The organism is Rubrobacter marinus, from assembly GCF_011492965.1.
GTDB classification, from domain to species: domain Bacteria; phylum Actinomycetota; class Rubrobacteria; order Rubrobacterales; family Rubrobacteraceae; genus Rubrobacter_F; species Rubrobacter_F marinus.
Window position 1 is genome coordinate 3261890 of sequence record NZ_CP045121.1, and the last position, 24812, is coordinate 3286701.

The following is a 24812-nucleotide window of genomic DNA, read 5'->3' on the forward strand; positions in this document are numbered from 1 at the left end:
GGCCGGCTCGCAACACGCCAGGCCCTTTCAGAACACCCGGCGGGCAGAACTACGCGACTACTCCGGTCGTAGCGCGGCGGCGAGAATGCCCGATGGCTCCGCCGGTTACCGCCTCACCGTGAAGGACCAGGTCGTGGTTCGGGCGAGCGGGTTGCCGGCCAGGTCCTCTACCCCGGTCGAGAGCGTCGCCGTGTAGGTGGCGCCGCGCCGCAGATTGCGCGAGGGGTCGAGGATCGCCCTCTTTCGTGCCGCGTCGTAGCGCACGGTGGCAGCGACCTTCGCCGTGGTACCCCTTCTGACCAGCGTGAGCGTGTTGCCGTTCGGGGTGGCCGGCCCCATGGCCTCGGAGAAGGTCGCCGTTACGTTGGCCCCGGCCGGGACCGCCCTCGCCCCTCGCGAGGGCGAGACGGCCGTAGCCGTGGGCCTCGCCGTGTCGATCTTCACCAGCAACGTCCCCGAAGCCGCGGATACGTTACCCGCCTCGTCCGTGGCCGTCGCGTGCAACGCATGAGGCGCGTCGGGGAGGGCGGCGGCGGTCACGGACCAGCTACCGGAGGCGCCCGCGCTCGCCGTGCCCAGGACGGTCGCGCCCTCGTAGAGCGTCACCCGGCTACCGGGCTCGGCGGTTCCGGAGATCTTGGGCGTAGGGTCGTTCGTGAGGTCGTCCGTGCGGGAGGCCCCGGAGTCGCTCTCGGCGGCGAGGTCGAGCGTCGCGGCCTCCGGTCGGGCGTTGTCTACCACCACGGCGACGGTCGCGGATTCGGCGGCCGTGCCCCACTTGTCGAACGCGCGCGCCGAGACCGTGGTCGGGCCGTCCTCGGAGGAGGCGGTATCCCAGGCCAGGGCGTAGGGGGCCTCGAGGTCCTGCCCCACCACCACGCCGTTCGCCACAAACTCCACGCGCTCGACCCCCGAGGAGTCGCGGGCCTCGGCCGAGAGCTCGACGGAGCCGTTCACGCGCTGCCCGGCTGAGGGAGCGCCCGTCAGGGAGACCTCGGGTGGCACGGGCAGGACCGTGAGGTCGAAGGAGACCTCGCTCGACAGCCCGCCCTGGTCGCGCGCCGCCACGACCACGGTACTGGTCCCGGGCGGCGCCTCTCCGGCACCCAGACGCCAGTACCACTCATCGCGGTCGTAGGGGAAGCCGCGGTAGTAGCAGCGGGCGAACGGCACGTCGCACATCTCGCCGAGGCTCGGCGAGAACGCGATGGGCGTGTCGCGGGCGTCGCGGTCGAAGGCATCGTCGTAGGTGCCCCCGTTCCGGGCAGCCTGGTCCTCGCGCACGACGACCGACCCATTCTCCACGCCCAGCCTGGGCGGCAGCCGGTCGCAGCCCGTCGGGGCGGCGACGTCGGGCCACTCCTCGATCCGCGTGACGTCGAGCAGCGTCGGCCCGCCCTCGACCCGCCCGGCCTCGTAGCCGGGCACGATGCCTCCGGTGAGGGTGACCCTCTTGTCGACGTACGCGTCGAGGTCGAGCGCGGCGTCCGCTTCGAGCGCGTAAGGAGTACCCGAGGCTTCGTCGACCAGGTAGTAGATGCCGTACATGTAGGTGGTGATCTCGGGCCAGATCATGGTGCCCGTCACCGTGGCCTCGTCGCCTACCCGCGTGCAGCCCGAATACGGCTCCTCCTGAGCCGCAGCGCCCCGCGCCGAGAGTAACATCAGCGCGAGCAGGGCCCCGAAGATCATCAGCGCCCTGTCGCGCCGCCCAGAGAGTACGTCCCCCACTTCGCCCCCTTCGCGGTCCCTCGCACGCCCCGGTCGATTATGCCGCCGGCGGAGCCGTCACGCACCGGCGGAACGGCCAAACTTTATGGCCGCTCCGAAACCCGGCCCGCGCGGTCTCCGTCGCCAGCGAGAACGGGCGTTCGGAGAGGCGCCGGCGCGACCGCCCGGACCGGGTGCGGCGAGGTTGCCGAGGAGCAGGGCGAGGAGCAGCACCGGTCCCGGAAGATCAGGGACGCGCGGGAGGGGACAGCCCGATCTCGACGGCCAGGGAGGCCGCTTGCCTCCGGTTCTGGACGCCGAGCTTGGAGATTATGCGCTGGACGCAGAGCTTTACGGTGCCCAGGCTGTAGAGGAGGCTGCGCGAGATCTCCGGGTTGGTGCGTCCGGCCACGATGTGCCGCAGCACCTGCATCTCCCGTTGCGTCAGCCCGTCCGGCACGAGCTCCCGGAGCTTGCGCCCGGTGACGTCCTCGATGACGGAGACGAAGAAGCACGGGGCTCCGGAGCCGTCCCGTACGAGCGAGGCGCTGAGCTTGATCCAGACGCGCGAGCGGTCCTTGCGGACGTAGCGCTTCTCCACGGAGTACTCGCTTATCTCGCCCGCGAGCATCCTCTCGACGTACCCGAGGTCGACGTCGAGGTCGGCGGGGTGGGTGATGTCCTGGAAGGTCTTCCGGAGGAGCTCCTCGCGCTCGTAACCGACGATCTCCGAGAGCTTGGCGTTCACCCTGAGCCACCCCCCGTCGGGCGAGACGTGCGCCATGCCCACGGCGGCCGAGTCGAAGGTGATCCGGAAGCGCTCCTCGCTCTCCCCGAGCACCCGCTCGCGCTCCTCCAGCTCCGCCACCAGCGCCTTCAGGCGCGCGGTGCGCTCCTCGACGACCGCCTCGAGCCGCCGGTTGAGCTCCCGCGCCTCCGCCTCCGCCCGCACCCGTCTGGTGACGTCCTGGCTCACGAACACGATGCCGCCCACCGCCTGATCGCCGGAGAGATTATTTATGTGTCCCTCCAGGTAGCGCCAGGAGCCGTCCTTGTGCCTCGCCCTGACGGGCACGGGCCGGCGCGCGCCGCCGCTCGCCGCCTCGGCGAGCTCGCGCAGGGCGTACCCGCGGTCCTCGGGGTGGATTATCGCCTCGGCTAGCCCAACCAGGTCGGACGCCATGCCCAGGAGTTCCTCGGGGGCGTAGCCGAGCACCCGCTCGATCGCCGGGTTGACGTAGCGGAGCCCCCGTCGGGCTCGGCCACCATCACGACGTCCGGAGAGCCCTCCACGAGCTCGCCGAACCACACCCTCCCCGCGCGAGCGCCGAGGTCCCGGGGCCGGCCGTATTCTGCGCCTCCCCGGAGCAGCCGGCGTACGCGGCCACGCCCGTCGCGCCGGTCACGGCGCCCTCCCCGTCCTCGATCGGCTCGTAGCGGCAGTCGAAGACCGCGTCCCCGACCTCGACCGCGCAGGAGAAGGCCTCCCCCGAGAGCGCCCGTCTCAGGTTCTCCGTAACCGCCGGTGCCCCGCGGTAGACGTCGAAGGCGGATCTCCCGACGAGCTCCCCCGATCCGAGACCGAGGAGGCCGAGCCCCGCGCCCTCCGAGAAGGTGAAGATGCCATCGGCGTCGACCGCGAACAGGACCAGCGACCCCCGACCCACGGCCGTTTGCGCGATCACGCCGCGCCCGCCCGCCTCGGGAGACCGGGGTAGCCCTCGCGGAGATGGCGGCCGACCGGACCTTTCTCAGAGGCGCGCGGCCTGGCTTGCATCCCGTCGGGCTTCGGCAAGGATGGCCGCCGGCCTCGTGCAGGGATCAGGCATGGTACATGCGTGCGCCGGTTCGGTCCCGGTTCTCCGAGGTTTGATCCCATCGGCCCCTCCGCCACTTCGAGCCCTCATACGCTCGTGGGGAACACAGAATCCTGGTTCTCCCTCGCCCTCCACTCCAACCGCCGCTCAGTATATGAAGGGTATGCTTCCCGCGCAACAGGGGTTCGCCGGCGCAACGTTCCGCCCTCTCCGGCCTTCTGTGCCGTGCCGGAGCGCGGGGTCTCAAGGCCATCCTCGGGACCCTCCGCGGAGGCGCCTGGGGTCTGGTCGGCTGGACGTGCCTTCAGCAAACCGAGAGGGGCGCCCGCGTTGCGCGGGCGCCCCTCCGGGCTTCGATTTGCATGGTGCTCCGGGGCTCAGGTCTCCCGGACGTAGGAGCCGGGGGCGTCCTCTATCGGGGGTACTTCTCGCTGCCGATGCCGGGGGATCCACCATCTCACCGGAGCGCTCGGAGAGCCACGCCGTCCAGTCCTCCCACCAGGAGCCCTCGTGCTGCTTGGCCCCTTCCCTCCACTGCTCGGCCGACTCCGAGGAGACCGACTCCTCGTTCACCCAGTAGGTGCCCTTGCCCTTGGAGGGCGGGTTGATCATGCCGGCGATGTGGCCGGAGTTGGCGAGGGCGTAGCGCACCTTCGCGTCCTTGGCGATCTTGTTTATCTGCCAGGCGGAGTACCACGGCACGATGTGGTCCTTCTCGGCGCCGACGGCGTAGATGTCGCCGGAGATCTTCGTGAGGTCTATCGGGCGGTCCTTGATCGTGACCTTGCCGGGCTTCACGAAGTTGTTCTCCAGGTAGGTGTTTCTGAGGTAGAAGCTGTGGGCGTCGCGGGCCATGCGCGTGCCGTCCGCGTTCCAGTAGAGCAGGTCGAAGGCCGGAGGCTTCTGGCCGAGAAGGTAGTTGTTCACGACGTTCGACCAGATCAGGTCGTTCGCCCGCAGCGAGTTGAACATGTTGGCCATCTTGCGGTTATCCAGGTAACCGCGCTCCTTCATCTGCTGCTCCATGAACTCGATCTGGGGCTCGTCGATAAAGACCGACGTGTCCCCGACGTCCGAGAAGTCCTGCATCGCGACCATGAAGGTCGAGGCGTGGAACGGGTTCTCGTCGCCGCCGGCGGCGAGCCAGGCGTGTGTCACGGAGAGCAGCGTCCCCCCGACGCAGTAGCCGACCGGGTTGACCTTCTCGCTCCCGGTGATGTCGCGGATGACGTCGACGACGGAGAGGGGCCCGAGGGTCATGTAGTCCTCGAACTGGAGGTCCTCCAGGGAGGCGTCCGGGTTCTTCCAGGAGGTCATGAAGACCTGGTAGCCCTGGTCCAGGAGGTACTTGACCATGCTGTTCTTCGGCTGGAGATCGAGGATGTAGTACTTGTTGATCCAGGGCGGGAAGAAGACTACGGGGTCTCGTGGACTTTCTCGGCAGTCGGCTCGTACTGAATAAGCTGGACGAGCTTGTTCTGGTAGACGACCTTGCCCGGCGTGATCGCCAGGTTCTCCCCCGGCTTGAAGGCGTTGGCGTCCGTCATGCTCAAACGGCCTTCGCGCAGGTCGTTCAACAGGTTGCGCGTGCCTTCGGCGAGGCTGGTGCCGCCGGTCTCTGCGATGCGCCTGAGGGCGGCGGGGTTGGTGAGCAGGAAGTTGGCCGGGGCCATCGCGTCGAGAAACTGCCTGAGGTAGAACTTCAGGCGCTTCTGCTCCTCGTCGTCCTTGCCGTCCGTCGCCTCGGCCTCGTTCATAAGGTACTCGGAGGCGAGGAGGTACGACTCCTTGAGGGTCTGGTAGTAGGGGTTCCCCTCCCACTCGGGGGCGGAGAAGCGCTTGTCCGCGCGCTTCTCCTGCTCCCCTTCTTCCCTGGGCGGCAGGCCCCACATGCGCGACGCGGTCTCCTGCCAGACCTCGAAGGTCGAGCGCCACACCTTCGCGTTAAACTCGGCGGCCGATTCTATGGCCCTGTTGGGATCGGACATCTCGCGCAGCCACAGGGTCTGGAGCGCGCGCGTGATCTCCAGCCAGTTTATCGGCAGGACGTTCTGCATCGGGTTGGCGTCCCAGATCTTCTCCATCACGGAGAGGAGGGGGTCGTTGGCGACCACGCCCTTGGGCAGGGAGTCGAAATCTCCGCCGGTCGGGACGCCCGGCTTCGTCAGCCACGGTATGCTCCCCCCGGGGGTCGCCGCACCCATGTTGCTCGCGAACCAGCGCGACCACATGTCGAAGGGCGCCATGGGCATCCCCTGCGGCGCGGTCCCGCCCGTCCCGGCGCCCCGCTTCCAGCCGTAGAATCGGTCATCGACAGTACCTCCTTCTCCGGACACGCCCCTCCGCCCGGTCCTGTTGTGTCTCCGCGCACAGTCTACCCTGTCCTCCGCTCCGCCTCACAGCCCCGACGAACCGCCGATTGACCGCACCCATGCGAGATCATATGCTTGTGCGGGAGAGGGAGGCCCGGCCATCTCTGCCCGCGGCTCCCGGCACGTCCGACGAACGCAAGGGACCAGGATGACCATAACGCCCGAGGAGACCCGGCGGGGACGCGCCCCGTGGACTTCATCAACGTCGCGAGCCTCCTCTCGGAGGAGGAGAGGGAGGTCCAGGCCAGGGTCCGCGAGTTCGTGGACCGCGAGGTGGTCCCCATCGCCGCGGACTTCTGGGACCGGGCCGAGTTCCCCCGCCACCTCCTCCCCGCCCTCGGCGATCTCGGCGTGATGGGCGGCCCCTTCTCGCCCGAGTACGGCTGCGCGGGCTGGAACAACGTCGCCTACGGCCTCGCCATCGCCGAGATCGCGCGCGGCTCGGGCTCCGTCGCCACCTTCCTGCACGTCCAGAGCGGCCTCGCGATGGCGGCGATCCACGAGCTGGGGAGCGAGGAGCAGAAGCAGCGCTGGCTGCCGGCGATGGCGAGGTGCGAAGCCATCGGCTGCTTCGGCCTCACCGAGCCCGACGCCGGCTCCGACCCCGGCTCCATGCAGACGACCGCGAGAAAGGTTCCGGGCGGCTACGTCCTGGACGGCGAGAAGAAGTGGATCGGCAACGCCTCCTTCGCGGACGTCGCCGTGATCTGGGCGAAGACCGAGGACGGCAAGGTCTCGGGCTTCCTCGTCGAGGGCGACAACCCCGGCTTCAGGGCCGACGTCCTGCCGCGCAAGGCCTCCCAGCGCTCCGTCTGGCAGACGCACATCACCATGGAGGACTGCCGCGTCCCCGAGGACGCCCACCTCCCCGGCGCGACGGGCCTCGGCTCGACCCTCGCGGTCCTCACCCACTCGCGCTACGGCGTCGGCTGGGACGGCCTCGGGCAGGCGATGGACTGCTACGAGATCGCCCTCTCGTACGCGAAGGAGCGCGAGCAGTTCGGGGCGCCCATAGCCTCCCACCAGCTCGTGCAGGCCAAGCTCGTGAAGATGGTCAACGAGGTCTCGCTCGGCCAGCTTCTCTCGATCCACATGGGCCGCGTAAAAGACGCGGGCAACCTCGACCCCGCCACGGTCTCCATGTTCAAGATGAACAACGTCTCCAAGGCGCGCGAGATCTCCGCCCTCGCCCGCGACGTCCTCGGCGGCAACGGCGTCCTTCTGGACTACCGCGTGATGGAGCACATGGCGGACATCGAGGGCGTCTACTCCTACGAGGGCACGCACGACGTGAACACCCTGATCGTGGGCCAGGCGATCACCGGCCACCGCGCCTTCGCCCCGAAGCCGCAGGCCCCGGAGGCGCCGGAGCGGAACGGCCGGGCCGGGGAGCCCCGGGCCGAGGAGCAGGCGCGCTAGGGAGTAGGACCTAGCCCTTCGGGGGGAGCCCGAGCCGGCGGAGCAGGCCCGGCGTGTCGGACTCCCCCCAGTGCTCGACGAGCCGGCCGTCCTCGAAGCGGTCCGTGAAGACCCCGGAGAACGTCGCGGCCCTGCCCGTCGGCGGGTACCACAGCACCCCGCCCTCATCCGTCCCGCTCGCCGTCCAGCGGGTCGTCACCCTGTCCTCCTCCGCCTCCTGCTCTTCGAGGGAGAACCGGAGGTCGGGGAAGGAGGCGCGCAGGCCCGCCACGCTCCTCTTGAGGTTCTCGCGGCCCCGCTGCCCATGGTAGTGGTCGACGACGCCGGGGGCGGCGATCTCGTCGAGCACCCCGAGCTGGCCCCTGCCCCAGGCCTCCTCGTAGAGACGGCGCGCCAGCCGCTGGTTTCTCTGCACGACGGGCTCGGCGCCCTTCGCGCGGAGGAGCACGTAGCCCAGCAAGACCCAGCCGAGGTTCAGGAGCATCGGCTGCGCGTCGAGGAGGACGCGGGAGATGCCCCTCACCCCGCCCTCCGGGTTCCCGCTCGTCACGGCGTGGAGGAAGATCCTGTAGGCCAGGGGCGTGCTCAGGAGGCCGAGCGCGAGGGGCAGCGGGCGCCAGATCCCCAGCCCCCGCACGCCCAGGGTGCCTACGCCCAGGAGCACGGCGCCGGCCGGCCAGCCCCAGCCCGCCCAGAGCAGGACCGTCCGGGTCAAGGGGATGCCCTGGTCGGGGCTGTACGCGATGTAGCGCGGCGCCACGAGGGTCTCGTAGGCGTTCATCCCGACGAGCACCACGGCCGACGCGAGGACGAGGCCCAGCCCGACGCTCGCCCACCGCCCGAGCCGGCCCGGACGCCCCGCCGTCAGGGCGTAGAGGCCGACCAGACCGACCGCCAGGACGAGCGGCACCACGACGCCCCGCAGCAGGTAGACGATCTCGAGCATGTTGGAGGCGAGCGCGAAGCTAGAGAGGGGAAAGACGCCGAACAACAGCACGAAGAAGACCTGCGCCGCGACGCCCAGCAAGCCCCCGGCGACGAGCGCGCGCCCGCCCCACCGGAGCCACCGCGAAGAGGAGAGGGCGTACGACACCCCGGCGAACCACCGCTCGAGAACCTTGCGCATGCTTCTAGCGTACCTCACGAGGCACGCCCTGGTAGAAGACCCGTCGCCCGCCCGGTTCTTGGCGGCTCCGGCGCGCGACGTTTAAAATCCTTCCAACGTTCTCCGGGGAAGAGGTTGCTCGTGGCGGAAGAAGCACAGGACGGTCGCGCGGAGCTCAAGATCTCTGCCGAGCAGGCCCGCGCGATAGCAGAGCTCCTGCGGTACGTGATCAGCTTGAACACGACGGCGGGGCTCCTCTCCCCCACCGAGCGCCGCCTGACGACCCCGACCTACCGCGCCGTCGAGCTCGCCGCCCGCGCCCTGGAAGGCGAGACCCTGGAAGAGGCCCTGGAGGGCTGCGAATCCTCCTGGACGGGCTCCCTGGAGCACGACTACGAGCGCTCCCTCGAGATCCTCCTGGAGGCGAACCGCAACGCCCTCCGCGACGCCATGTCCGCCCTCTTGAGACCGGACCGCTTCGCCCAGTACCTGACCATCTCCCAGGAGCAGTTCTTGGAGCTCGTCAAGTCGGGCATGCAGCCCCTCCTGAAAAAACCCGAGAAGCCGGAGTAAACTCGCAGGCGCCGTCGCGGTGATCCACGACACCGGCCGACGTTGTGTCCCCGTACCACGCAGGTTAGTATCCACTATGTGGATACTGCATATAGATATGGCGAATGCGACGAGGACCCCGCCCCCATGACGGATCGCGGCCTTCTCACGCTAGCGGACGGCAGGCCCGTGCCGGTGCGGCAGATACGGCCCGGCGACGCGGAGGCGTTGCAGCGGCTCTTCGGGCGCTTGAGCGAGCGCACGATCGAGTTGCGCTACTTCGGCCCGATGAAGCAGCTCTCGGATGCGCAGGCGCGTCGCTTCGCGGAGGTGGACGGCGTGGACCGTTACGCTCTCGTCGCCCTCGACCCGGAGAACGAGGACGAGGTCGTCGCGGTCGTGCGCTACGACCGCAGCGAGAGCGCGGACGGGAACGCCGAGTACGCGGCGCTCGTCGAGGATCGGATGCAGGGTCTGGGCCTCGGCTTCGCCCTGACGCGCGCGCTCATCGAGGCCGCCCGCGAGAGGGGCGTGGAGAAGCTGCACGCCCTCGTCCTCCCCCACAACACCCCCATGCTCAAGCTGCTGCGCAGCCTCGGCCTCCCCGAGAAGGTGCGCTGGCAGGACGGCGCCGAGCGCGTCGACATAGAGCTCTCCCCGACGGACGGGGACCGGAACTAGCCGGGAGGCGGCCGGTCGGGCCGTCCCGGATCAGCGCGCGGGCGTCCGCGCCAGCACGTCCCCCATGCGCTCCAGCGCCCGGACGATGTTCTCCCGGGAGGCCGCGTAGGAGAGGCGGAGGTGTCCCTCGCCGTGGCGCCCGAACGCCGTGCCGGAGAGGCACGCGACGCCCGCCTCGTTCAGGAGCAGGTCGGCCAGATCGTCCGCGCCGCGGCCCGTCTCCCTTATGCGCGGGAAGGCGTAGAAGGCGCCCTGGGGGGCTATGCACTCGACGCCGGGCAGGTCGTTCAGGCCCGAGACGATCAGGTCGCGCCGGGCGCGGAACTCCTCCAGCATGCGCCCGACGTCGTCCTGGGGGCCTTCCAGGGCCGCGAGGGCGGCGTACTGGGAGGCGGCGGCCGTGCAGGAGTTCGAGTTCACCTGGAGCTTGGCCACCTGCTCCGCGAGGGGTTTGGGCATCACGCCGTAGCCGATGCGCCAGCCCGTCATCGCGTACGTCTTGGAGAAGCCGTCCAGGATGACCGTGCGCCCGTCCGGTCCCATCCCCGGCTCGCTCGCGATGCTGGCGAAGGGGGCGTCGTAGATGAGTCGGGAGTAGATCTCGTCGCTCAGCACCGCGACGTCGGGGCGCTCCCGAAGAATCCCGGCGAGCTCTCGCATGTCCTTCGGGGTCAGGACGCCGCCGGTCGGGTTGGCGGGGGAGTTGAGTATGACGAGCTTCGTCCTCTCGCTCAAGCCCGCGCGGAACTCGTCGAGGTCGAAGCGGAAGCCGTTCTCCTGGCGGAGCGGCAGCGGGACCGGACGGCCGCCGGCGAAGTCGACCATCGACTCGTAGATCGGGAAAGACGGGTTGGGGAGGAGCACCTCGTCGCCCTCGCCGACGAGCGCGAGGATGGCGAAGAACATGATCGGCTTCCCCCCCGGCGTGACCACGACCTGCTCGGGGTCCACGGGGACGCCGCGGCTCCTGGAGACGTCCCCGGCGATCGCGGCGCGCAGCTCCGGGATGCCGGCGGTCGGGGTGTAGCGCGTCTTGCCCTCCCGCAGGGCCCTACAGCCCGCCTCCACGACGTGCCCCGGCGTGTCGAAGTCCGGTTCGCCGATCTCGAGGTGGATGATCTCCTGCCCCCGGGCCTCCAGCGCCTTCGCCTTCTGGAGCACCGAGAAGGCCGTCTCCGTCCCCAAACGTCCCATCCGACCCGCAAGCTTCAAGCTCGCTCCTCCTCTTTCTCGATCGCCGCGATCGGGGGGCATGCTACCCCATCCCCCTGTCCCGCCGGGCAGAGCGAAGGGGGCCGCTTCTTCGCGGCCCCCTTCGGTGGAGAGACCGGTACGGACCGGTCCGTATCCGGCGCTTGACCTACGAGACGCGCTCGAAGATCGCGGCTATGCCCATGCCGCCACCGATGCAGAGGGTCACGAGGCCGTAGCGGCCGTTCGTGCGCTCGAGGTGGTGCAGGATCTTGGCGGTCAGGACCGCGCCGGTCGCGCCGATGGGGTGCCCGAGGGCGATGGCCCCGCCGATGGGGTTCATCTTCTCGTCCGGGACCTGGAGGTCGCGCTGGACGGCGATCGCGATGGAGGCGAACGCCTCGTTCGCCTCGACGGCGTCGAGGTCGTCGACCGTGATGCCGGCCTTCTTCAGCGCCAGGCGCGACGCCGGGATCATGCCGGTCCCCATCACGGACGGGTCGACGCCCGCGACCGCGGCGGAGACGAGCCTGCCGGCCACGGGGAGGCCGAGCTCACCGGCCTTCGCCTCGCTCGTCACGAGCATCATCGCGGCCCCGTCGTTGACGCCGCTCGCGTTGGCGGCGGTCACCGTGCCGCCGTCCTTCTTGAAGATCGGCTTGAGCCTCTGGAGCCCCTCGGCGGTCGCGCCCGGGCGGACGTGCTCGTCGGTGACGAACTCGACGGTCTCCTTCTTCTGCTTGACCTCGATCGGCACGATCTGGCCGCCGAAGATCTCCTCCTCGTTTGCCTTGGCGGCCCGCTGGTGGCTGCGCGCGGCGTACTCGTCGGACTCCTCGCGGGTGATCCCGTAGCGCTCCGCTACGTTCTCGGCGGTGATGCCCATGTGGTAGTCGTTGAAGACGTCCCAGAGACCGTCGTAGACCATGTGGTCGTACATGTCGACCTTGGGCATGCCCATCCTGTAGCCGTAGCGGGCCTTGTCCAGCAGGAACGGCGCCCGGTCCATGTTCTCGATGCCGCCGGCCATCACCACGTCGGCGTCGCCTAGAGCGATCTCCTGGGCCGCCGAGATTATCGCCTGGAGGCCCGAGCCGCACATCCTGTTCAGCGTCATCCCCGGGGTCTCGACCGGGAGCCCGGCCTTGATCCCGACCTGACGACCGGGGTTCATGCCCTGACCGGCCGAGAGGATGTTACCCACGATAACCTGATCGACCTGGTCGGGCGCTATACCGGAACGGCTAACGACCTCCTTGCCGACCGCCGCACCGAGATCGGTGGCCGGGACGTCCTTGAGGGAGCCGCCGAAGGTACCTATCGCGGTCCTGAGGGGCATCGAGATCACGATCTCACCGTTGCCATTGCCGAAGCTCACGTTCTCTTCTCCTCTTTCGCCTTCACCTGTGTCTCATCTTACCAAAGAGCTAACCGCACAAACGGCGCGCCTACTGGCCCTCGTTGTCCCGTCCCGCCGCCCTCTGGGCGCCGGCCTTGTAGAACTCCATCGGGGCGTTGAGGAGCCTCATGTACGCGTCGAGCCACTCCTGGGTGACGCTCTGGAAGAACTCCTGCTGCTTCGCCGCGGGCTCCAGCAGCAGGGTCCGGCTGCTCTCGATCTGGCCGCGCAGCGTATCGACGACGTCGTCGAAGAAGTTTTTGGCGAGCTCCATGTTCCGCTCCTGCGTCTGGCTCGCGTTCTCGATGGCGCCCTTGTACGCCTCGAGGCTCTGCCTCAGGGCCTTGTTGGTCTCCTCCTGGCTCTTGAGCGTCGTCTCCAGGGCCGCGATGGAGCTCCTCATCGCCTCCATCAGCGCCCTGTAGCTCTCGGCCTGGTTTTTGTAGGAGTCGATCACGCCCTGCGTCCAGTCCTGGGCCATGCTGACGCTCCGCTGCTGGGCCGCCACGGCCCCGCCGAGCATGTCCTGCATCGACTTCAGGCCCGCCTGCGCGGGGTTCCCGGACCCTTCCGTCATTTCGCAACCTCCTCCGCCGCGCCCGACGGGACCGCGGCCTCCTTTGATCCCCGGAAGGGGCCGACCTCCGCCCTTCCGTACCGTCCTGGTCGGCCTCCCTCGGGCCTGTGCTGCAGCCTAACATTCGGCGCCCCTTACCGCGACAGGACCCCGCGGGCAAGAGAAAGGGGACGCCTCTGGCGCCCCCGAAAGGTTGATGAGTACCGCCGGTCTCCCGGCCCTACTCTTCCTTCTTGTCGTTCTCCTCGGACCTGAGGGGACGGCCGGTGTACAGCCTGAAGAAGGTGTCCATGTTGCGCTGGTACTGCTCCAGCGCCTTCGCCCAGAAATCCAGGTACGCCTCGCCGGCGTCGGTGATGGTGTACATCCTCCGCGCCGGACCGCCCTTGGAGGTCTCCCAGGAAGATTCCACGATGCCTTCCTTCTCCATCTGGCGCAGCGTCCGGTACAACGTGCCCGGATTCATCGCCTCGAAGCCGAAAGCGGTGGCCCGCTCCATAAGCTCGTAACCGTAGGAGTTCCACTCCCGAAGCGTCAGCAGGATCACCGGCACGAGCCAGTTTCTCGGCTTCACCTCCGGTCCCCGCTTCGAATCTTGCTTGTCAGCCATAGTTCTCGCTTCCATCTTATGTGCATTCTACACATAGATAAGTGCTTGTCAAGCTTCCGTAGCTCCCTCTTCCCCGGAATTGTAGCGGTTCGGATGCGTATTTTTCGGGGCATCTGCCGGGCCTTGATGCCTGCGGCACATAGTTTGCCCCTGGTAGGAGGCGGCAATAGACTGCGCAGAAGGAAAGTTTGGGAAAGGGAGGTATGCATGGCCAGTTTGGAAGGAGCCGTCGCCGTAGTCACGGGGGCGGGACGCGGTCTGGGGCGGGCCATCGCCGAGGAGCTCGGTCGCGGCGGCGCGAAGGTCGTGATCAACTACGCCAACTCGAAGGGGCCGGCCGAGGAGCTGGTGCAGAAGCTGGGCGAGGATCAGGCCGTCGCGATGCAGGCCGACGTCTCGGACGCGGAGCAGGCGGCGAGGCTGATCGAGGGGGCCATCGAGCACTTCGGCCGCATAGACATCCTCGTCAACAACGCCGGGATCACGAGAGACAAGACGATGAAGAAGCTGACGACCGACGAGTGGGACCAGGTCGTCCAGACGAACCTCAACAGCAGCTACTACACCGTCAAGGCGGCGCTGCCCCACTTCACCGAGCAGTCGAGCGGCAAGATCATCAACATCTCGTCGTTTGTCGGGCAGGCCGGGAACTTCGGGCAGACAAACTACGCGGCGGCGAAGGCCGGCATGATCGGCTTCACCAAGTCCGCGGCCCAAGAGCTCGCCCGCTACAACGTCTGCGTGAACGCCATCTGCCCCGGCTTCATGGAGACGGACATGTTCAGCGACGTCCCGGAAGAGGTGCGCGAGAAGATCAAGGCGAGGATCCCCCTCGGCCGCATCGGAAGCGCCGACGAGGTCGCCAAGGCCGTCCGCTACCTCGTCGTCGACGGCGACTACATCACCGGCCAGACCTTGAACATCAACGGCGGCATCTACATGCAATAGGGGCCAACGCCCGCAGGGCGGGGTGCCCGGACCGTCCGTGCACCCCGCCGCGTGCCATACTTCGAGCGCCCCTACGCCGCCCCGGCCTCGACCGTGCCTCAGGGCACATACGCCACATCTATTCCCGTTGAACACATAGGTTCATTTTTAATATAATGGGTTCTAGTTGCAAGAGCGTTAACCCGGCATGGGCCGGAAGTATGCGAGAGGAAAGGTGTAGACATGGGCAGGCTAGATGATCGCGTGGCGATCGTAACCGGTGCCGGCAGGGGCATCGGTGCGGCGGAGGCCATAAGGCTGGCGCAGGACGGGGCGAACGTGGCCGTCCTCGACCTCACGGAGGAGGCCGGCCGGGAGACGGTCGAGGCCATCGAGGCCGCGGGCTCGGAGGGGATCGCGATCGCCTGCGACGTCTCGAAGACGGAGCAGGTTCAGGCCGCGTTCTCCAAGGTCAAGGAGCGCTTCGGCCGGATCGACATCCTCATCAACAACGCGGGGCTCTTGAGGGACAACCTCTCGTTCAAGATGACCGACGACGACTGGGACACCGTCCTCGACGTCCACCTCAAGGGCAGCTTCCTGTGCTCGCGCGAGGCCCAGAAGTACATGGTCGAGCAGGAGTACGGCAAGATCATCATGACCTCCTCGATCGTGGCGCTCGGCAACAAGGGCCAGCTCAACTACTCGGCGGCGAAGGCCGGCTTGCAGGCGATGGCGCGCACGCTCGCGCTGGAGCTCGGCAGGTTCAACGTCAACGTCAACGCGGTCGCGCCGGGTTGGATCGAGACGGAGATGACCAAGGAGGCCGCCGAGCGCGTCGGGATGACGATGGAGGAGATGAAGGAGCGCTTCGCCAAGAACATCCCCCTCAAGCGCTTCGGCCGCGTCGACGACATCGCCAACGTCGTCGCCTTCCTCGCCTCCGACGAGGCAGCCTATATCAGCGGCGAGACGATCTACGTCGCCGGCGGCCCCTCGAGCTCGGTGATCTAGAACCCGAACTCATGGCCGGTCGGCTCCGGCCGATCGCCCCGGGAGAGGCGGCGCGGGTTTCGCACCCGCGCCGCCTCTCCCTCTTTGTATTCGAGGTACGCGTTCGCTGTCGTATATCCCTGCGTGGTACCGGCGGGGACCTGGCCAGGCTACGTGCGGTCCGGGAGACGCAGGACCCGGCGGTCCCTAGGCGCTGACGGCGCGCAGGAGTTGCGAGAGGAGGTCGCGGACGAGGTTCGGGGCTTCGATCTGCGGGCTGTGTCCGATGGGGCCGAGGTTGGCGTAGGCGCCCATGGGGAAGGCGCGGGCGGAGGCTTCCGCGGAGTGCGTGGAGACGAGGCTGTCGCGCCCCCCGGAGGCGACGAGGACGGGGTTCGCGTAGCGGTAGAGCCTCGCGCCCGCGTTCCAGCCCGAGAGGAGGCGGGCGTTGCCGGAGAAGTTGGCCGGGTGCATCCGGGCCGCCTCGTCCACGAGCGCCTCGAAGTACGGGGGACGCGCCCGCCGACGGTCTGCCGGAGCGCCGCGCGGAGGCCGCGGCGGTCGTGGCGGTAGCTCTCCAGGAAGGGTAGAGGTACTCCGGGGTGTAGAGGCCGGTGTGAGGGGCCGGGGCGAGGAGGAAGAGGGCCGGGAAGCGGTCCGGGTCGGAGAGGGCGAGCTCCGTTGCGACCGCCGCGCCGAAGGAGTGCCCGAGGAGGAGGGCCCGGTCCACGGCCAGATCGTCCAGAAAGTCTCCGAGGTTCCGGGCGTAGGATGGGATGGAGGGGCGGAAGGCGCCGTTCGCGTAGCTCGCGCCGAAGCCCGGCAGGTCGGGGGCGATCAGGCGCGCGCCGGGGACGGGCTCGGCGAGCATCTCGCTCCACCACAGCTTCCCGGCGAAGTTGCCGTGGATCAGCAGGACCGGGGCGGGCCCGTCCCCGGCCTCGAAGTAGCTCAGGCGACCGTAGTCCTCGTCCGTTACGCGCAGGGCCAATTCTTTACGATCCCCTCTACCGCTCTTACGGGTTGAGAACGAGCTTGCCGGTGGTCTTGCGGCCCTGGAGGTCTTCGTGGGCCTGCCGCGCCTCCGAGAGCCCGTAGCGGCCCCCTATGTTCAGCTTGACCTGGCCCGAGGAGATCCAGCCGAGCAGCTCCTTCATGCTCGGGCCGAAGAGCTCGGGGCGGCGCATGATCTGGGGCAGGTAGAACCCCGCGACGACGTGGTTCTTCTTCATGAGCGCGGCCGGGACGAGGCTCCCCCGGTCCCCGCTCGCCGCCCCGAAGACGACCATCCGCCCGAAGGCGTTGAGGCAGGAGAGGTTCTTCTGCGGGAAGTCCCCGCCGACCATCTCCATGATGACGTCGGCCCCCTTGCCGTCCGTGGCCTCCTTGACCTTCTGGGGCCAGTCCTCCTCCGTGTAGTTGATGAGGACGTCGGCCCCGAGCTCGCGGGCGAGGTCGAGCTTCTCCTGCGTGCTCGCCGTGGCGATCACGGTCCCCGCGCCGAGGAGCTTCGCCATCTGGACGGCGAGGTAGCCGACGCCGCCGGCCGCCGCGTGGACGAGCAGCGACTCGCCCTCCTGGAGCGCCCCGGAGGTCTTTATGACGTGGTAAGCCGTCATCCCCTGCAGAGGTATCGCCGCCGCCTCGTCGAAGCCCATGCCTTCTGGGATGGGGATGAGGTTGCGGGCCGGGGCCACGGCGTACTCCGCGTAGCCGTCCGTCCCGAGGAGCGTGACCACGCGATCCCCCTCGGAGACGTCCTCCGCGCCCGAACCGAGCGCCGAGACGACGCCCGCGACCTCGGAGCCGGGGATGAACGGCAGCTCCTGGCGGACGACGTACTGGTTCTGGCGGCGCATGGTGTCGGCGTAGTTCACGCCGGCGGACTTCACCTCGATCAGGACCTCGCCCTCGCCCGGCTTTGGCCGCTCGACCTCGGTGAGCTGCATAACGCTCGGGTCCCCGAACTCCTCGACCCGGATCGCCTTCATCTGAGGCATGTCCCCTCCACTCTCTCCTCGTACGCCCGCGCGCGGGTCGCGACTCGCCGCGGCAAACTATACCCCAGCCTGGAAACCTCGCCAGTAACCGCGCAACGCGGGGGGCACGGTCGAACCTGGCAGGGGTAGTGGGATCACAGGACCTCGCCGCTCAAGCAGGCTACGTAAGGGACGAGCATGCGACCATGAGACGGCCGCATGCTCGTGCCTATCCGGCGACCCCGATGCTCCGGGCAAGCCGGTCAGCAATCGAACACGGACCAGCACACCTCGTTGCGCAGCCTCTGGTCGTCCAGCACGAGTTCTCGGATCTCGCCGGGAAGCCGTGCCCGCTGCCACCGGCACTCCAGGCGACCGGCCTCCTCTTTCTCCCCTTCGGGAGCCGCCGCGCGTGCGGCCCTGATCGCGTAGGCCGCCGCACCCAACTCGTGAGCTGGAACGTGAGATACCACCACGGCTTGAGCCGCTGAACGAGCCACTAGCTTCGCAGCCCCCGACACATCCCTGGCCGCCGCGTTCGCGAAAGCGTCTCTGCGGGCCTGCGTCATCGTGATCTCACCCCGCGCCCAGGCGCGCGCCAGTTCGATGGCGCGGCGCGGCCGGTCGTCGCCGGGTCGCTCCCGCTCGAAGAGGCGCAGAACGTGCTCGGCACAATCGGCCGCCCAGAACGCGAGGCGGTGATGATCGGCGTCCCGCAGGGTGCCGCCCCGACGCACGGTCACGAGCCGAAGGTTCCGCTGCTTACCGAAAATCATTCATCTGCTCCGCTATCGGGTCGTATGGGCGTGCGTTCTTCCTCCGGCCGGTCGAGGGTGTAGCGGGCATGAGCGTCCCTCCTTGTCCTTGACCACAACCCCACCAATCTTATCTTTGTACCTCCCGTGCTAGATCCGACGGTATTGTGGCCGGATACTTTGTGCGTCGGCCAGCTCGCGCGGCGGCTAGGGGGCGTCCCGGCGACCCTGCGCGAGCGGGAGAGGGCCGGCGTGCTCGACCCCCGGTGAGACCCGGAAGCCGGCTATCGCGTCTACTCCCCTCACGGACGTCCGGGACGCGCGCCCGGCGACCCAGATAAAGCAGGTCAAGCACGTTAAAGGGGTGGAGCTGCTGTGGAACCGGCCCTCGGCGGGTAGACGGGCTCGCTCCGCAGAGAGCCCGTGGCCTTCTCAGCCCGTGACGCGCTCCGTTTCGGCGTCGGCCGTCCCTTTCACGAGCTCGCGCTTGAGGATCTTGCCGGTCGCGGTCTTCGGGAGCTCGTCGACGAAGGTGACGCGGCGGGGGTACTTGTAGGCGGCGACGCGCTCCCTGGCGAAGGCGACGATCTCCTCCGCGGTCGTGCTCTCGCCCTCCTTCATGGCGACGACGGCGGCCACCTCCTCGCCGAGCTCCTCGTGCGGGACGCCTATGACGGCGACCTCGGCGACGCCAGGGTGCTCGTAGAGCGCCTCCTCGACCTCGCGCGGGTAGACGTTGTAGCCGCCGCGGATGATCATGTCCTTCACGCGGTCGACGATGTAGAAGTAGCCGTCCTCGTCCATCGTCGCGATGTCCCCGGTGTGGAACCAGCCGTTCTTTATGGCTTCGGCGGTGGCCTCGGGCCTGTTCAGGTAGCCCTTCATGACGTGGTGGCCGCGCAGGGCGAGCTCGCCGCGCTCGCCGGGGGGCACCTCCCGGTCGTCCCCGTCGACGACCTTCGCCTCGGTGCCCCAGATCGGCAGCCCTACGGAGCCGACCTTGCGCTCCTCGACCGAGCGGTTGAAGGTCGCGGTCGGGCTCGTCTCCGAGAGGCCGTAGCCCTCCAGGATCACGATCCCGAACCGCTCCTCGACGGCCTTCATCACCTCGACCGGCATCGAGGCCCCGCCGGAGACGCCCACCCTTAACGACGAGATATCGTAATCGTCGAGATCGGGGTGGCGGAGGAGGTACTGGTACATCGTCGGGACGCCGCTGAAGACCGTCACGCCCGCGCCCTCTATGGTCTTCAGGGCCGCCTCGGGCTCGAAGCGCGGCACGAGGGCCATGGTGCCGCCCCGGTAGATCGTGGCGTTCATCACGCAGGTCTGGCCGAAGATGTGGAAGAGCGGCAACACCGCGATGGTGACGTCGTCCTCGTCCATCGCGAGCAGCTTGTCCGCGTTGCACATCGCGTTCATGAACATGTTGGCGTGCGTCAGCTCGGCGCCCTTGGGGCGGCCGGTCGTGCCGCTCGTGTAGATCACGACCGCCGTGTCGTCCGGCATGGTCTGGTACGTGTCGAACTCGGGCGCGTGCTCCCTGAGGAGAGCCCCGAAGCCCTTCTCGTCCCCGCTCGCCCCGGAGCCGTCCGGCGACTCGACGACCACGAGGCTCTCGCAGGTCCCGCCGGAGCCCTCGAGGCCCGCCCTCGCCTCCCCCAGGAAGCCCTCCCAGGCGACGAGGACCTTCGCGTCGGAGTCGTCGAGGTGGTAGGCGATCTCCGCCCCCCGGAGGAGCACGTTCAGCGGCACCACCGAGGCCCCCGTGCTCAGGATGCCGTAGTACGCGACGACGAACTGCGGCACGTTCGGGACGAGAAGGGCGACCTTGTCCCCGGGCCCCACGCCCATCGACGACAGCGCCCCCGCGAAGCTCTTGGCCGCGTCCCGCAGGGCCGAGTAGGTCATCTCGCGTTCCCCGATGACCAGCGCGGTCTTCTCCGGCCGCGTCTTCGCGCTCTCCTCCAGCAGCACAGCAAGGTTCAGCGTCATGCTTCTCCTCCCGCCTTTTTCCCTGAAGGGATTATAACGGCGCTTTCTATATACTCGTGCGGCGGGAGAGACAGGGGAGGAGAGGCCGCATGGAAGAGCCGCGCAAGGTGCCGTTCGGCGAGATCGAGTGGGCGGACGACGCGCCGGGCATCCGGGCGCGGGAGGCCGAGGTGGACGAAGCCCGCTGGGCGATCGTCGAGTACGGGGAGGGCGCCGGCCGCGACGAGTGGTGCGAGGAAGGACACCGCGGCTTCGTGCTCTCGGGCGGGATCGAGTACGAGTTCGACGACGGCCGCCCGCCCTTGAGGGCCGCCGAGGGCGAAGCTTTCCTGCTCCCGCCGGCCCCCTTGGGCGGCGGCGCCCACCGGGGCCGCAACCTCGCACGGGGGGCGACCCGGCTCTTCCTCATCGACGACCCGCTGGAGGGCTAGGGCGATGCTGCCGCTGGAGGGCGTGCGGGTCCTGGACCTCTCGCGGGTGCTGGCCGGGCCGTACGCGACGATGGTCCTCGGGGACCTCGGGGCGGACGTCCTGAAGGTCGAGCACCCCGGGCGCGGCGACGACACCCGCCACTGGGGTCCGCCCTTCGCCGGGAAGGGCGAGAAGCGCGAGTCGGCCTACTTCCTCTCCATCAACCGCAACAAGCGCTCGATCGCGGCGGACCTCAAGACGCCGGAGGGGCTGGAGGGGGTGAAGGGGCTCGCGGCAGGGGCGGACGTCGTGATCGAAAACATGCGAAGGGGCGCCCTCTCGAAGCTGGGCCTGGGCTACGAGGTCCTCAAGGAGCTCAACCCGGGGGTCGTCTACTGCTCCATCACCGGCTTCGGTCCCGGCCCGGACGAGACCCGGCCCGGCTACGACTTCCTCGTGCAGGCTCGCGGCGGGATCATGGGCATCACCGGCTTCCCGGACGGCGACCCGGTAAAGGTCGGCGTCGCGATCGCGGATATGGTCTGCGGCCTGCACGCCTCGACCGCGATCCTGGCGGCCCTGCACAGGCGTTCGGAGACGGGCGAGGGCACCCGCATCGAGGTCCCGCTCTTCGAGACGCAGCTCGGCTGGCTCGCCAACCGAGCCCAGGAGTTTCTCGTCTCCGGCGAGGACAAGGGCCGCATGGGCAACGCCCACCCCTCCATCGTCCCCTACCAGACCTTTGGAGCCTCGGACAAACCTATAGCCGTCGCCGTCGGCAACGACGCCCAGTTCGCCAACCTCTGCCGGGCCCTCGGCCGGGAGGACCTGGCAGGGGACGAACGCTACGCCACCAACCCCGACCGCGTCGCGAACCGCGAAGAGCTCGTGGCGGCGTTGCAGGAGGAGTTCTCGAAGAAGCCGGCCGACGAGTGGGTCGAGGAGGTCCGGGGGGCCGGCGTGCCGTGCGGGCCCGTCAACTCTCTGGCAGACGTCTTCTCGGACGAGCACGTGCTGGCCTCAGGCATGCTGCAGGACGTCGAACACCCGACGGCCGGGGCGTTGAAGATGCTCGCCTCACCGATCCTCGTGGACGGCGAGCGGCTCCCGATCAGGCGTCCCCCGCCCACCCTCGGCCAGCACACGCACGAGACGGAGGGCTGGACGCCCGGAGGCTGAGGGCTCCGGGCGTCCGGGTTCTCGGCGCCGTTACTCCGAGGAGTGGACGAGGATCTTTACGTGGCGGTCCTTGTGGTCCACGAGCTCCTCGAAGCCGCCCTCGACGACGTTGGAGAGGGGGATGCGTTCGGTGATGATCCCCTCGGTCTCGATGCTGCCGTTCTTGAGCATGTCGATGGTGTCGGCGAAGTCCTGCGGGGTGTAGCAGATGATGCCGCCGACGTTCAGCTCGCTTAGGACGATGTCGTTCGGGTTGATCTGGACGGGGCCTTCCCAGATGGAGACGATCGTGACGTGCCCGCCCTTGCGCGTGGCGTGGAGCGCGGTCTGGAGCGTCTGCTGGATGCCGGCGCAGTCGAACGAGTGCTCCGCCCCCTCGCCGTCCGTCATCTCGCGGACCCTCTCGACGACGTCCTCCTCAGTGGGGTCGATGACCGCGTCGGCCCCTATCTCCAGGGCCTTCGACTTCCGGGCCTCGGAGACCTCGGCGACCAGGATCCGGCCGGCCCCCAGAGCCTTCAAGCACTGCACGGTGACGGCGCCTATGGGACCGACCCCGAAGACGACGGCGCTCTGTCCCTCCTTAAAGCCCGCCCGGCGCACGGCGCGCAGGCCGACGGCGATGGGCTCGACGAGCGCGCCCTGCTCGGTCGTGAGGCCCTCGGGGAGCTTGTGGATCATGTACGAGGGCACCACGGCGTACTCGGACATGCCGCCGCCCCCGCCCATGAGGCCGTAGAAGCCGAGCTTCTCGCAGAGGTTGGTGGCGCCCCTCCGGCACGCCGCGCACTCGCCGCAGCGGAAGACAGGCTCTATCGCCACCTTGTCGCCCTGGCTCACCCCGTCCGAGCCGTCCCCCACGTCGACGACCTCTCCCGCGAACTCGTGCCCCAGGGTGAGGGGCAGCGTCTCGCCGGTGATGGGGTGCGGGCTGCCCTCGGGGGGGACGAAGATCGGTCCGGCAAGGTACTCGTGCAGGTCGGTGCCGCAGATGCCGCACCAGTCGACCTTCACCTTGACGTTGCCGGGACGGATCTCCGGCTCCCGGACGTCCTCAAGCCTGATGTCGCGCTGACCGTAAAACACCGCTGCCTTCATCCGGCACTCCTTTCCTGAACGGCCCCGACGCTCGTAACTAAATTAACTATACAGAAGTCTCCATCAGACGCGAGCGTGGCGGCGCGACCATGACGCCGAGCCGCCCCGGCCCGGCCCGGGAAAAGTTTGCGGGGCCGGGCAGCGTACGCTGCCCGGCCCCGCGATCTTGCCCACTTCACGAGGCCGAAGCACCCGATGACGACCGGTTCGTGCCGGCCGTGGAGCTTGCGGGAGAGGAAGGGTTCTAGGTCACGCTCTGGTCTCTTCCCGGTTGGCGAAGGCGAACCCTTCGTAGGCGTTTTTCGCGACCTCATCGCACTTCTCCCGGTAGGGTCCGAGCCCGCCGAGGTAGGGCAGGAACACTTGCGGCTTGCCCGGGATGTTCGCACCCATGTACCAGGTGGCGGACTCGGGGAGCAACGTGGCGTGCGCCACCTCCTGCGAGTGGTCGACCCACTCGTCCTCCGCATCAAGGGTGGGCTCGACGACGTCGAGGCCGTTGTCGAGCATGTGCCGGACGATCCCCGAGATCCACTCGACGTGCTGCTCGATCGCGACCGGCATGTTCGTGAGCACCGAGGGGCTCTGCGGCCCGGTAATGGCGAACATGTTGGGGAAGCCCGCGCTCATGATCCCGAGGTAGGTGCGCGGCCCCTCCGCCCATTTGTCGCGCAGGAGCCGCCCTCCACGACCGCGGATGTCGATCTTGTTGTACGGGCCGGTCATGGCGTCGAAGCCGGTCGCGAACACGAGGGCGTCGAACTCGTACTCGCCGTCCTGCGTGCGCACCCCGGTCGCGGTGATCTCCTCGATCGGCGTCTTCTTCACGTCGACGAGCCCGACGTTGTCGCGGTTGAAGATCTCGTAGTAGCCGTTCTCCAGCGGGACCCGCTTGGTGCCGAACGCGTGGTCGCTGGGGGTGAGCTTCTCGGCGGTCTCGGGGTCCCGTACCCGCTCCCGGATCCTCTCGCGCACCCACTCGGAGACGACGGCGTTGGCCTCCCTGTTCTCGAGGAGGTCGTCGTAGTTGGCCAGCCACAGGCCGAAGCCGCCGCGGTCGTACCGCTCCTGGAACGCTCGCTCGCGCTCCTCCGGCGCGGCCTCCTGGAGGGTTTTTCCGATCGGCTCGTAGTCGTGGCCCGAGAAATTGTGACGGACCTGCTCCCAGATCTCGTCGTAGTTCTCCTTGTACTCCCGCCGTAACTCGGCGTCCAGCGGGTGGTTGCCGAGCGGGACGGCGTAGTTGGGCGTGCGCTGGAAGACGGTGAGGTGCTCCGCCTCTTCGGCGATCTCCGTGGCGACCTGGATGCCGGTGGCACCCGTGCCGATGAGCCCGACCTTCTTGCCGGTGAAGTCCACGCCTTCGTGGGGCCACTCGGCGGTGTGGTACCGATCGCCGGCGAAGCTCTCCAGACCGGGGACGTCCGGCAGGTTCGCCGCCGACAGAGCGCCCAGGGCGGCGATGACGAAGCGCGCCGAGACGACGTCGCCGGTGTCCGTGCGCACCTCCCAACGCTCCGTCTCCTCGTCGAAGATCGCCGACGTCACGCGCGTTTGTAGCTGGATGTCCCGGTTCAGGTCGAACCGTTCGGCCACGTGCTCGAGGTAGTTCAGCACCTCCTGCTGCTGGGGATAGCGTTCGCTCCACTGCCACTCCTGGAGGAGCTCCTCGTCGAACGAGTAGCAGTAGATCCAACTAGACGTGTCGCTGCGCGCGCCCGGATAGCGGTTCCAGTACCACGTCCCGCCGATGCCGCCCCCCGCCTCGTACACCCGTGCCGACAGCCCCATCTCGTCGCGCAGCTTGTGGAGCGCGTACAACCCCGCGAACCCGGCGCCGACGACGACCGCGTCGAAGCTTTCGGTTGCGTCCGTGCCTGCTTGCGGATGGTTCTGTTGCGCGCTAGACATGCCTTCCTCCTCCTGATCGTGATCCCCCAGGCGCTATGCCTAAACAATTCATACCCCGGCGCGAACGTTACCATGGTCATCGCGCCAACGCGACCCCGTGCATGACCGGATGCATCTTTGTATACCTATTG

Annotated in this window: 22 protein-coding genes and 1 pseudogene; 7 read left to right on the forward strand and 16 right to left on the reverse strand. The window is 68.5% G+C overall.

Going from position 1 to position 24812, the window contains the following annotated elements:
* Nucleotides 1-105: 105 nt before the first annotated feature.
* The 5 genes and pseudogenes from GBA65_RS16895 to GBA65_RS25450 form a co-directional block, all read right to left on the reverse strand.
* On the reverse strand, nucleotides 106-1731 hold the full coding sequence (locus GBA65_RS16895; RefSeq protein ID WP_166397558.1) for an Ig-like domain-containing protein: 1626 nt from the start codon (nucleotides 1729-1731) through the stop codon (nucleotides 106-108).
* 226 nt (nucleotides 1732-1957) lie between these two features.
* Nucleotides 1958-3019 (reverse strand): PAS domain S-box protein, encoded by a 1062-nt coding sequence (locus GBA65_RS16900; protein ID WP_166397559.1) that lies wholly within the window; start codon nucleotides 3017-3019, stop codon nucleotides 1958-1960.
* Nucleotides 2979-3395 carry a PAS domain-containing protein gene (locus tag GBA65_RS16905; RefSeq protein ID WP_166397560.1) on the reverse strand — a complete coding sequence of 139 codons (417 nt, stop codon included), beginning with the start codon at nucleotides 3393-3395 and terminating at the stop codon, nucleotides 2979-2981. Before GBA65_RS16905 ends, GBA65_RS16900 begins: the two co-directional genes overlap by 41 nt.
* Before the next feature lie 375 nt (nucleotides 3396-3770).
* Complete coding sequence (locus GBA65_RS16910) at nucleotides 3771-4925, reverse strand: PHA/PHB synthase family protein (RefSeq protein ID WP_266096606.1); 1155 nt, start codon at nucleotides 4923-4925, stop codon at nucleotides 3771-3773.
* Nucleotides 4926-4928: 3 nt separating this feature from the next.
* Nucleotides 4929-5779 (reverse strand): annotated as a pseudogene (locus GBA65_RS25450) (class I poly(R)-hydroxyalkanoic acid synthase); the annotation flags it as partial.
* Between the two features lie 309 nt (nucleotides 5780-6088).
* Between GBA65_RS25450 and GBA65_RS16915 the strand changes: the two are divergent.
* Nucleotides 6089-7318, forward strand: coding sequence for an acyl-CoA dehydrogenase family protein (locus tag GBA65_RS16915; RefSeq protein ID WP_166397561.1), 1230 nt, complete (start codon nucleotides 6089-6091; stop codon nucleotides 7316-7318).
* 10 nt (nucleotides 7319-7328) lie between these two features.
* On the opposite strand, the gene GBA65_RS16920 is transcribed toward GBA65_RS16915, so the two are convergent.
* The gene (locus GBA65_RS16920; RefSeq protein WP_166397562.1) at nucleotides 7329-8444 is read right to left on the reverse strand and encodes an ester cyclase; all 1116 of its coding nucleotides are present in this window, start codon (nucleotides 8442-8444) and stop codon (nucleotides 7329-7331) included.
* A gap of 120 nt (nucleotides 8445-8564) precedes the next feature.
* On the opposite strand from GBA65_RS16920, the gene GBA65_RS16925 reads away from it, so the two are divergent.
* Both GBA65_RS16925 and GBA65_RS16930 read left to right on the forward strand, forming a co-directional pair.
* Nucleotides 8565-8996 (forward strand): hypothetical protein, encoded by a 432-nt coding sequence (locus GBA65_RS16925; RefSeq protein WP_166397563.1) that lies wholly within the window; start codon nucleotides 8565-8567, stop codon nucleotides 8994-8996.
* Between the two features lie 126 nt (nucleotides 8997-9122).
* Nucleotides 9123-9656, forward strand: coding sequence for a GNAT family N-acetyltransferase (locus GBA65_RS16930; protein WP_166397564.1), 534 nt, complete (start codon nucleotides 9123-9125; stop codon nucleotides 9654-9656).
* A gap of 30 nt (nucleotides 9657-9686) precedes the next feature.
* On the opposite strand, the gene GBA65_RS16935 is transcribed toward GBA65_RS16930, so the two are convergent.
* The 4 genes from GBA65_RS16935 to GBA65_RS16950 all read right to left on the reverse strand — a co-directional run bounded on the left by GBA65_RS16935 (nucleotide 9687) and on the right by GBA65_RS16950 (nucleotide 13433).
* Nucleotides 9687-10868 carry a pyridoxal phosphate-dependent aminotransferase gene (locus tag GBA65_RS16935; protein WP_207955852.1) on the reverse strand — a complete coding sequence of 394 codons (1182 nt, stop codon included), beginning with the start codon at nucleotides 10866-10868 and terminating at the stop codon, nucleotides 9687-9689.
* Between the two features lie 148 nt (nucleotides 10869-11016).
* The gene (locus tag GBA65_RS16940) at nucleotides 11017-12225 is read right to left on the reverse strand and encodes a thiolase family protein (protein ID WP_228281425.1); all 1209 of its coding nucleotides are present in this window, start codon (nucleotides 12223-12225) and stop codon (nucleotides 11017-11019) included.
* 70 nt (nucleotides 12226-12295) lie between these two features.
* On the reverse strand, nucleotides 12296-12823 hold the full coding sequence (locus GBA65_RS16945) for a DUF3450 domain-containing protein (RefSeq protein ID WP_166397566.1): 528 nt from the start codon (nucleotides 12821-12823) through the stop codon (nucleotides 12296-12298).
* A gap of 220 nt (nucleotides 12824-13043) precedes the next feature.
* Nucleotides 13044-13433 carry a helix-turn-helix transcriptional regulator gene (locus tag GBA65_RS16950; RefSeq protein WP_166397567.1) on the reverse strand — a complete coding sequence of 130 codons (390 nt, stop codon included), beginning with the start codon at nucleotides 13431-13433 and terminating at the stop codon, nucleotides 13044-13046.
* Nucleotides 13434-13640: 207 nt separating this feature from the next.
* Here GBA65_RS16950 and GBA65_RS16955 point away from each other — a divergent pair, with 207 nt between their 5' ends.
* Together GBA65_RS16955 and GBA65_RS16960 are read left to right on the forward strand one after the other, a co-directional pair.
* A complete protein-coding gene (locus GBA65_RS16955) occupies nucleotides 13641-14381 on the forward strand; it encodes a 3-oxoacyl-ACP reductase family protein (RefSeq protein WP_166397568.1) in 741 nt (246 codons plus the stop codon).
* Between the two features lie 222 nt (nucleotides 14382-14603).
* Complete coding sequence (locus tag GBA65_RS16960) at nucleotides 14604-15374, forward strand: SDR family NAD(P)-dependent oxidoreductase (RefSeq protein ID WP_166397569.1); 771 nt, start codon at nucleotides 14604-14606, stop codon at nucleotides 15372-15374.
* Here GBA65_RS16960 and GBA65_RS26700 read toward each other — a convergent pair.
* The 4 genes from GBA65_RS26700 to GBA65_RS16980 form a co-directional block, all read right to left on the reverse strand.
* Nucleotides 15322-16224, reverse strand: a complete 903-nt coding sequence (locus GBA65_RS26700; protein WP_407691109.1) for an alpha/beta hydrolase — start codon at nucleotides 16222-16224, stop codon at nucleotides 15322-15324. The two genes, GBA65_RS16960 and GBA65_RS26700, sit on opposite strands and share 53 nt — an antisense overlap.
* Before the next feature lie 145 nt (nucleotides 16225-16369).
* The gene (locus GBA65_RS16970) at nucleotides 16370-17353 is read right to left on the reverse strand and encodes a quinone oxidoreductase family protein (RefSeq protein WP_228281429.1); all 984 of its coding nucleotides are present in this window, start codon (nucleotides 17351-17353) and stop codon (nucleotides 16370-16372) included.
* 242 nt (nucleotides 17354-17595) lie between these two features.
* A complete protein-coding gene (locus GBA65_RS16975) occupies nucleotides 17596-18108 on the reverse strand; it encodes a putative immunity protein (RefSeq protein ID WP_166397570.1) in 513 nt (170 codons plus the stop codon).
* 411 nt (nucleotides 18109-18519) lie between these two features.
* Nucleotides 18520-20082: a long-chain-fatty-acid--CoA ligase gene (locus tag GBA65_RS16980; RefSeq protein WP_166397571.1), complete on the reverse strand. Its 1563-nt coding sequence runs from the start codon at nucleotides 20080-20082 to the stop codon at nucleotides 18520-18522.
* A gap of 89 nt (nucleotides 20083-20171) precedes the next feature.
* Here GBA65_RS16980 and GBA65_RS16985 point away from each other — a divergent pair, with 89 nt between their 5' ends.
* Nucleotides 20172-20513, forward strand: coding sequence for a hypothetical protein (locus GBA65_RS16985; RefSeq protein ID WP_166397572.1), 342 nt, complete (start codon nucleotides 20172-20174; stop codon nucleotides 20511-20513).
* A 4-nt stretch (nucleotides 20514-20517) separates the two neighbouring features.
* Nucleotides 20518-21672 carry a CaiB/BaiF CoA transferase family protein gene (locus tag GBA65_RS16990; RefSeq protein WP_166397573.1) on the forward strand — a complete coding sequence of 385 codons (1155 nt, stop codon included), beginning with the start codon at nucleotides 20518-20520 and terminating at the stop codon, nucleotides 21670-21672.
* 30 nt (nucleotides 21673-21702) lie between these two features.
* On the opposite strand, the gene GBA65_RS16995 is transcribed toward GBA65_RS16990, so the two are convergent.
* Together GBA65_RS16995 and GBA65_RS17000 are read right to left on the reverse strand one after the other, a co-directional pair.
* Nucleotides 21703-22770, reverse strand: a complete 1068-nt coding sequence (locus tag GBA65_RS16995; protein WP_166397574.1) for a 2,3-butanediol dehydrogenase — start codon at nucleotides 22768-22770, stop codon at nucleotides 21703-21705.
* Nucleotides 22771-23019: 249 nt separating this feature from the next.
* Nucleotides 23020-24681, reverse strand: coding sequence for a flavin-containing monooxygenase (locus GBA65_RS17000; protein WP_166397575.1), 1662 nt, complete (start codon nucleotides 24679-24681; stop codon nucleotides 23020-23022).
* Nucleotides 24682-24812 lie beyond the last annotated feature (131 nt).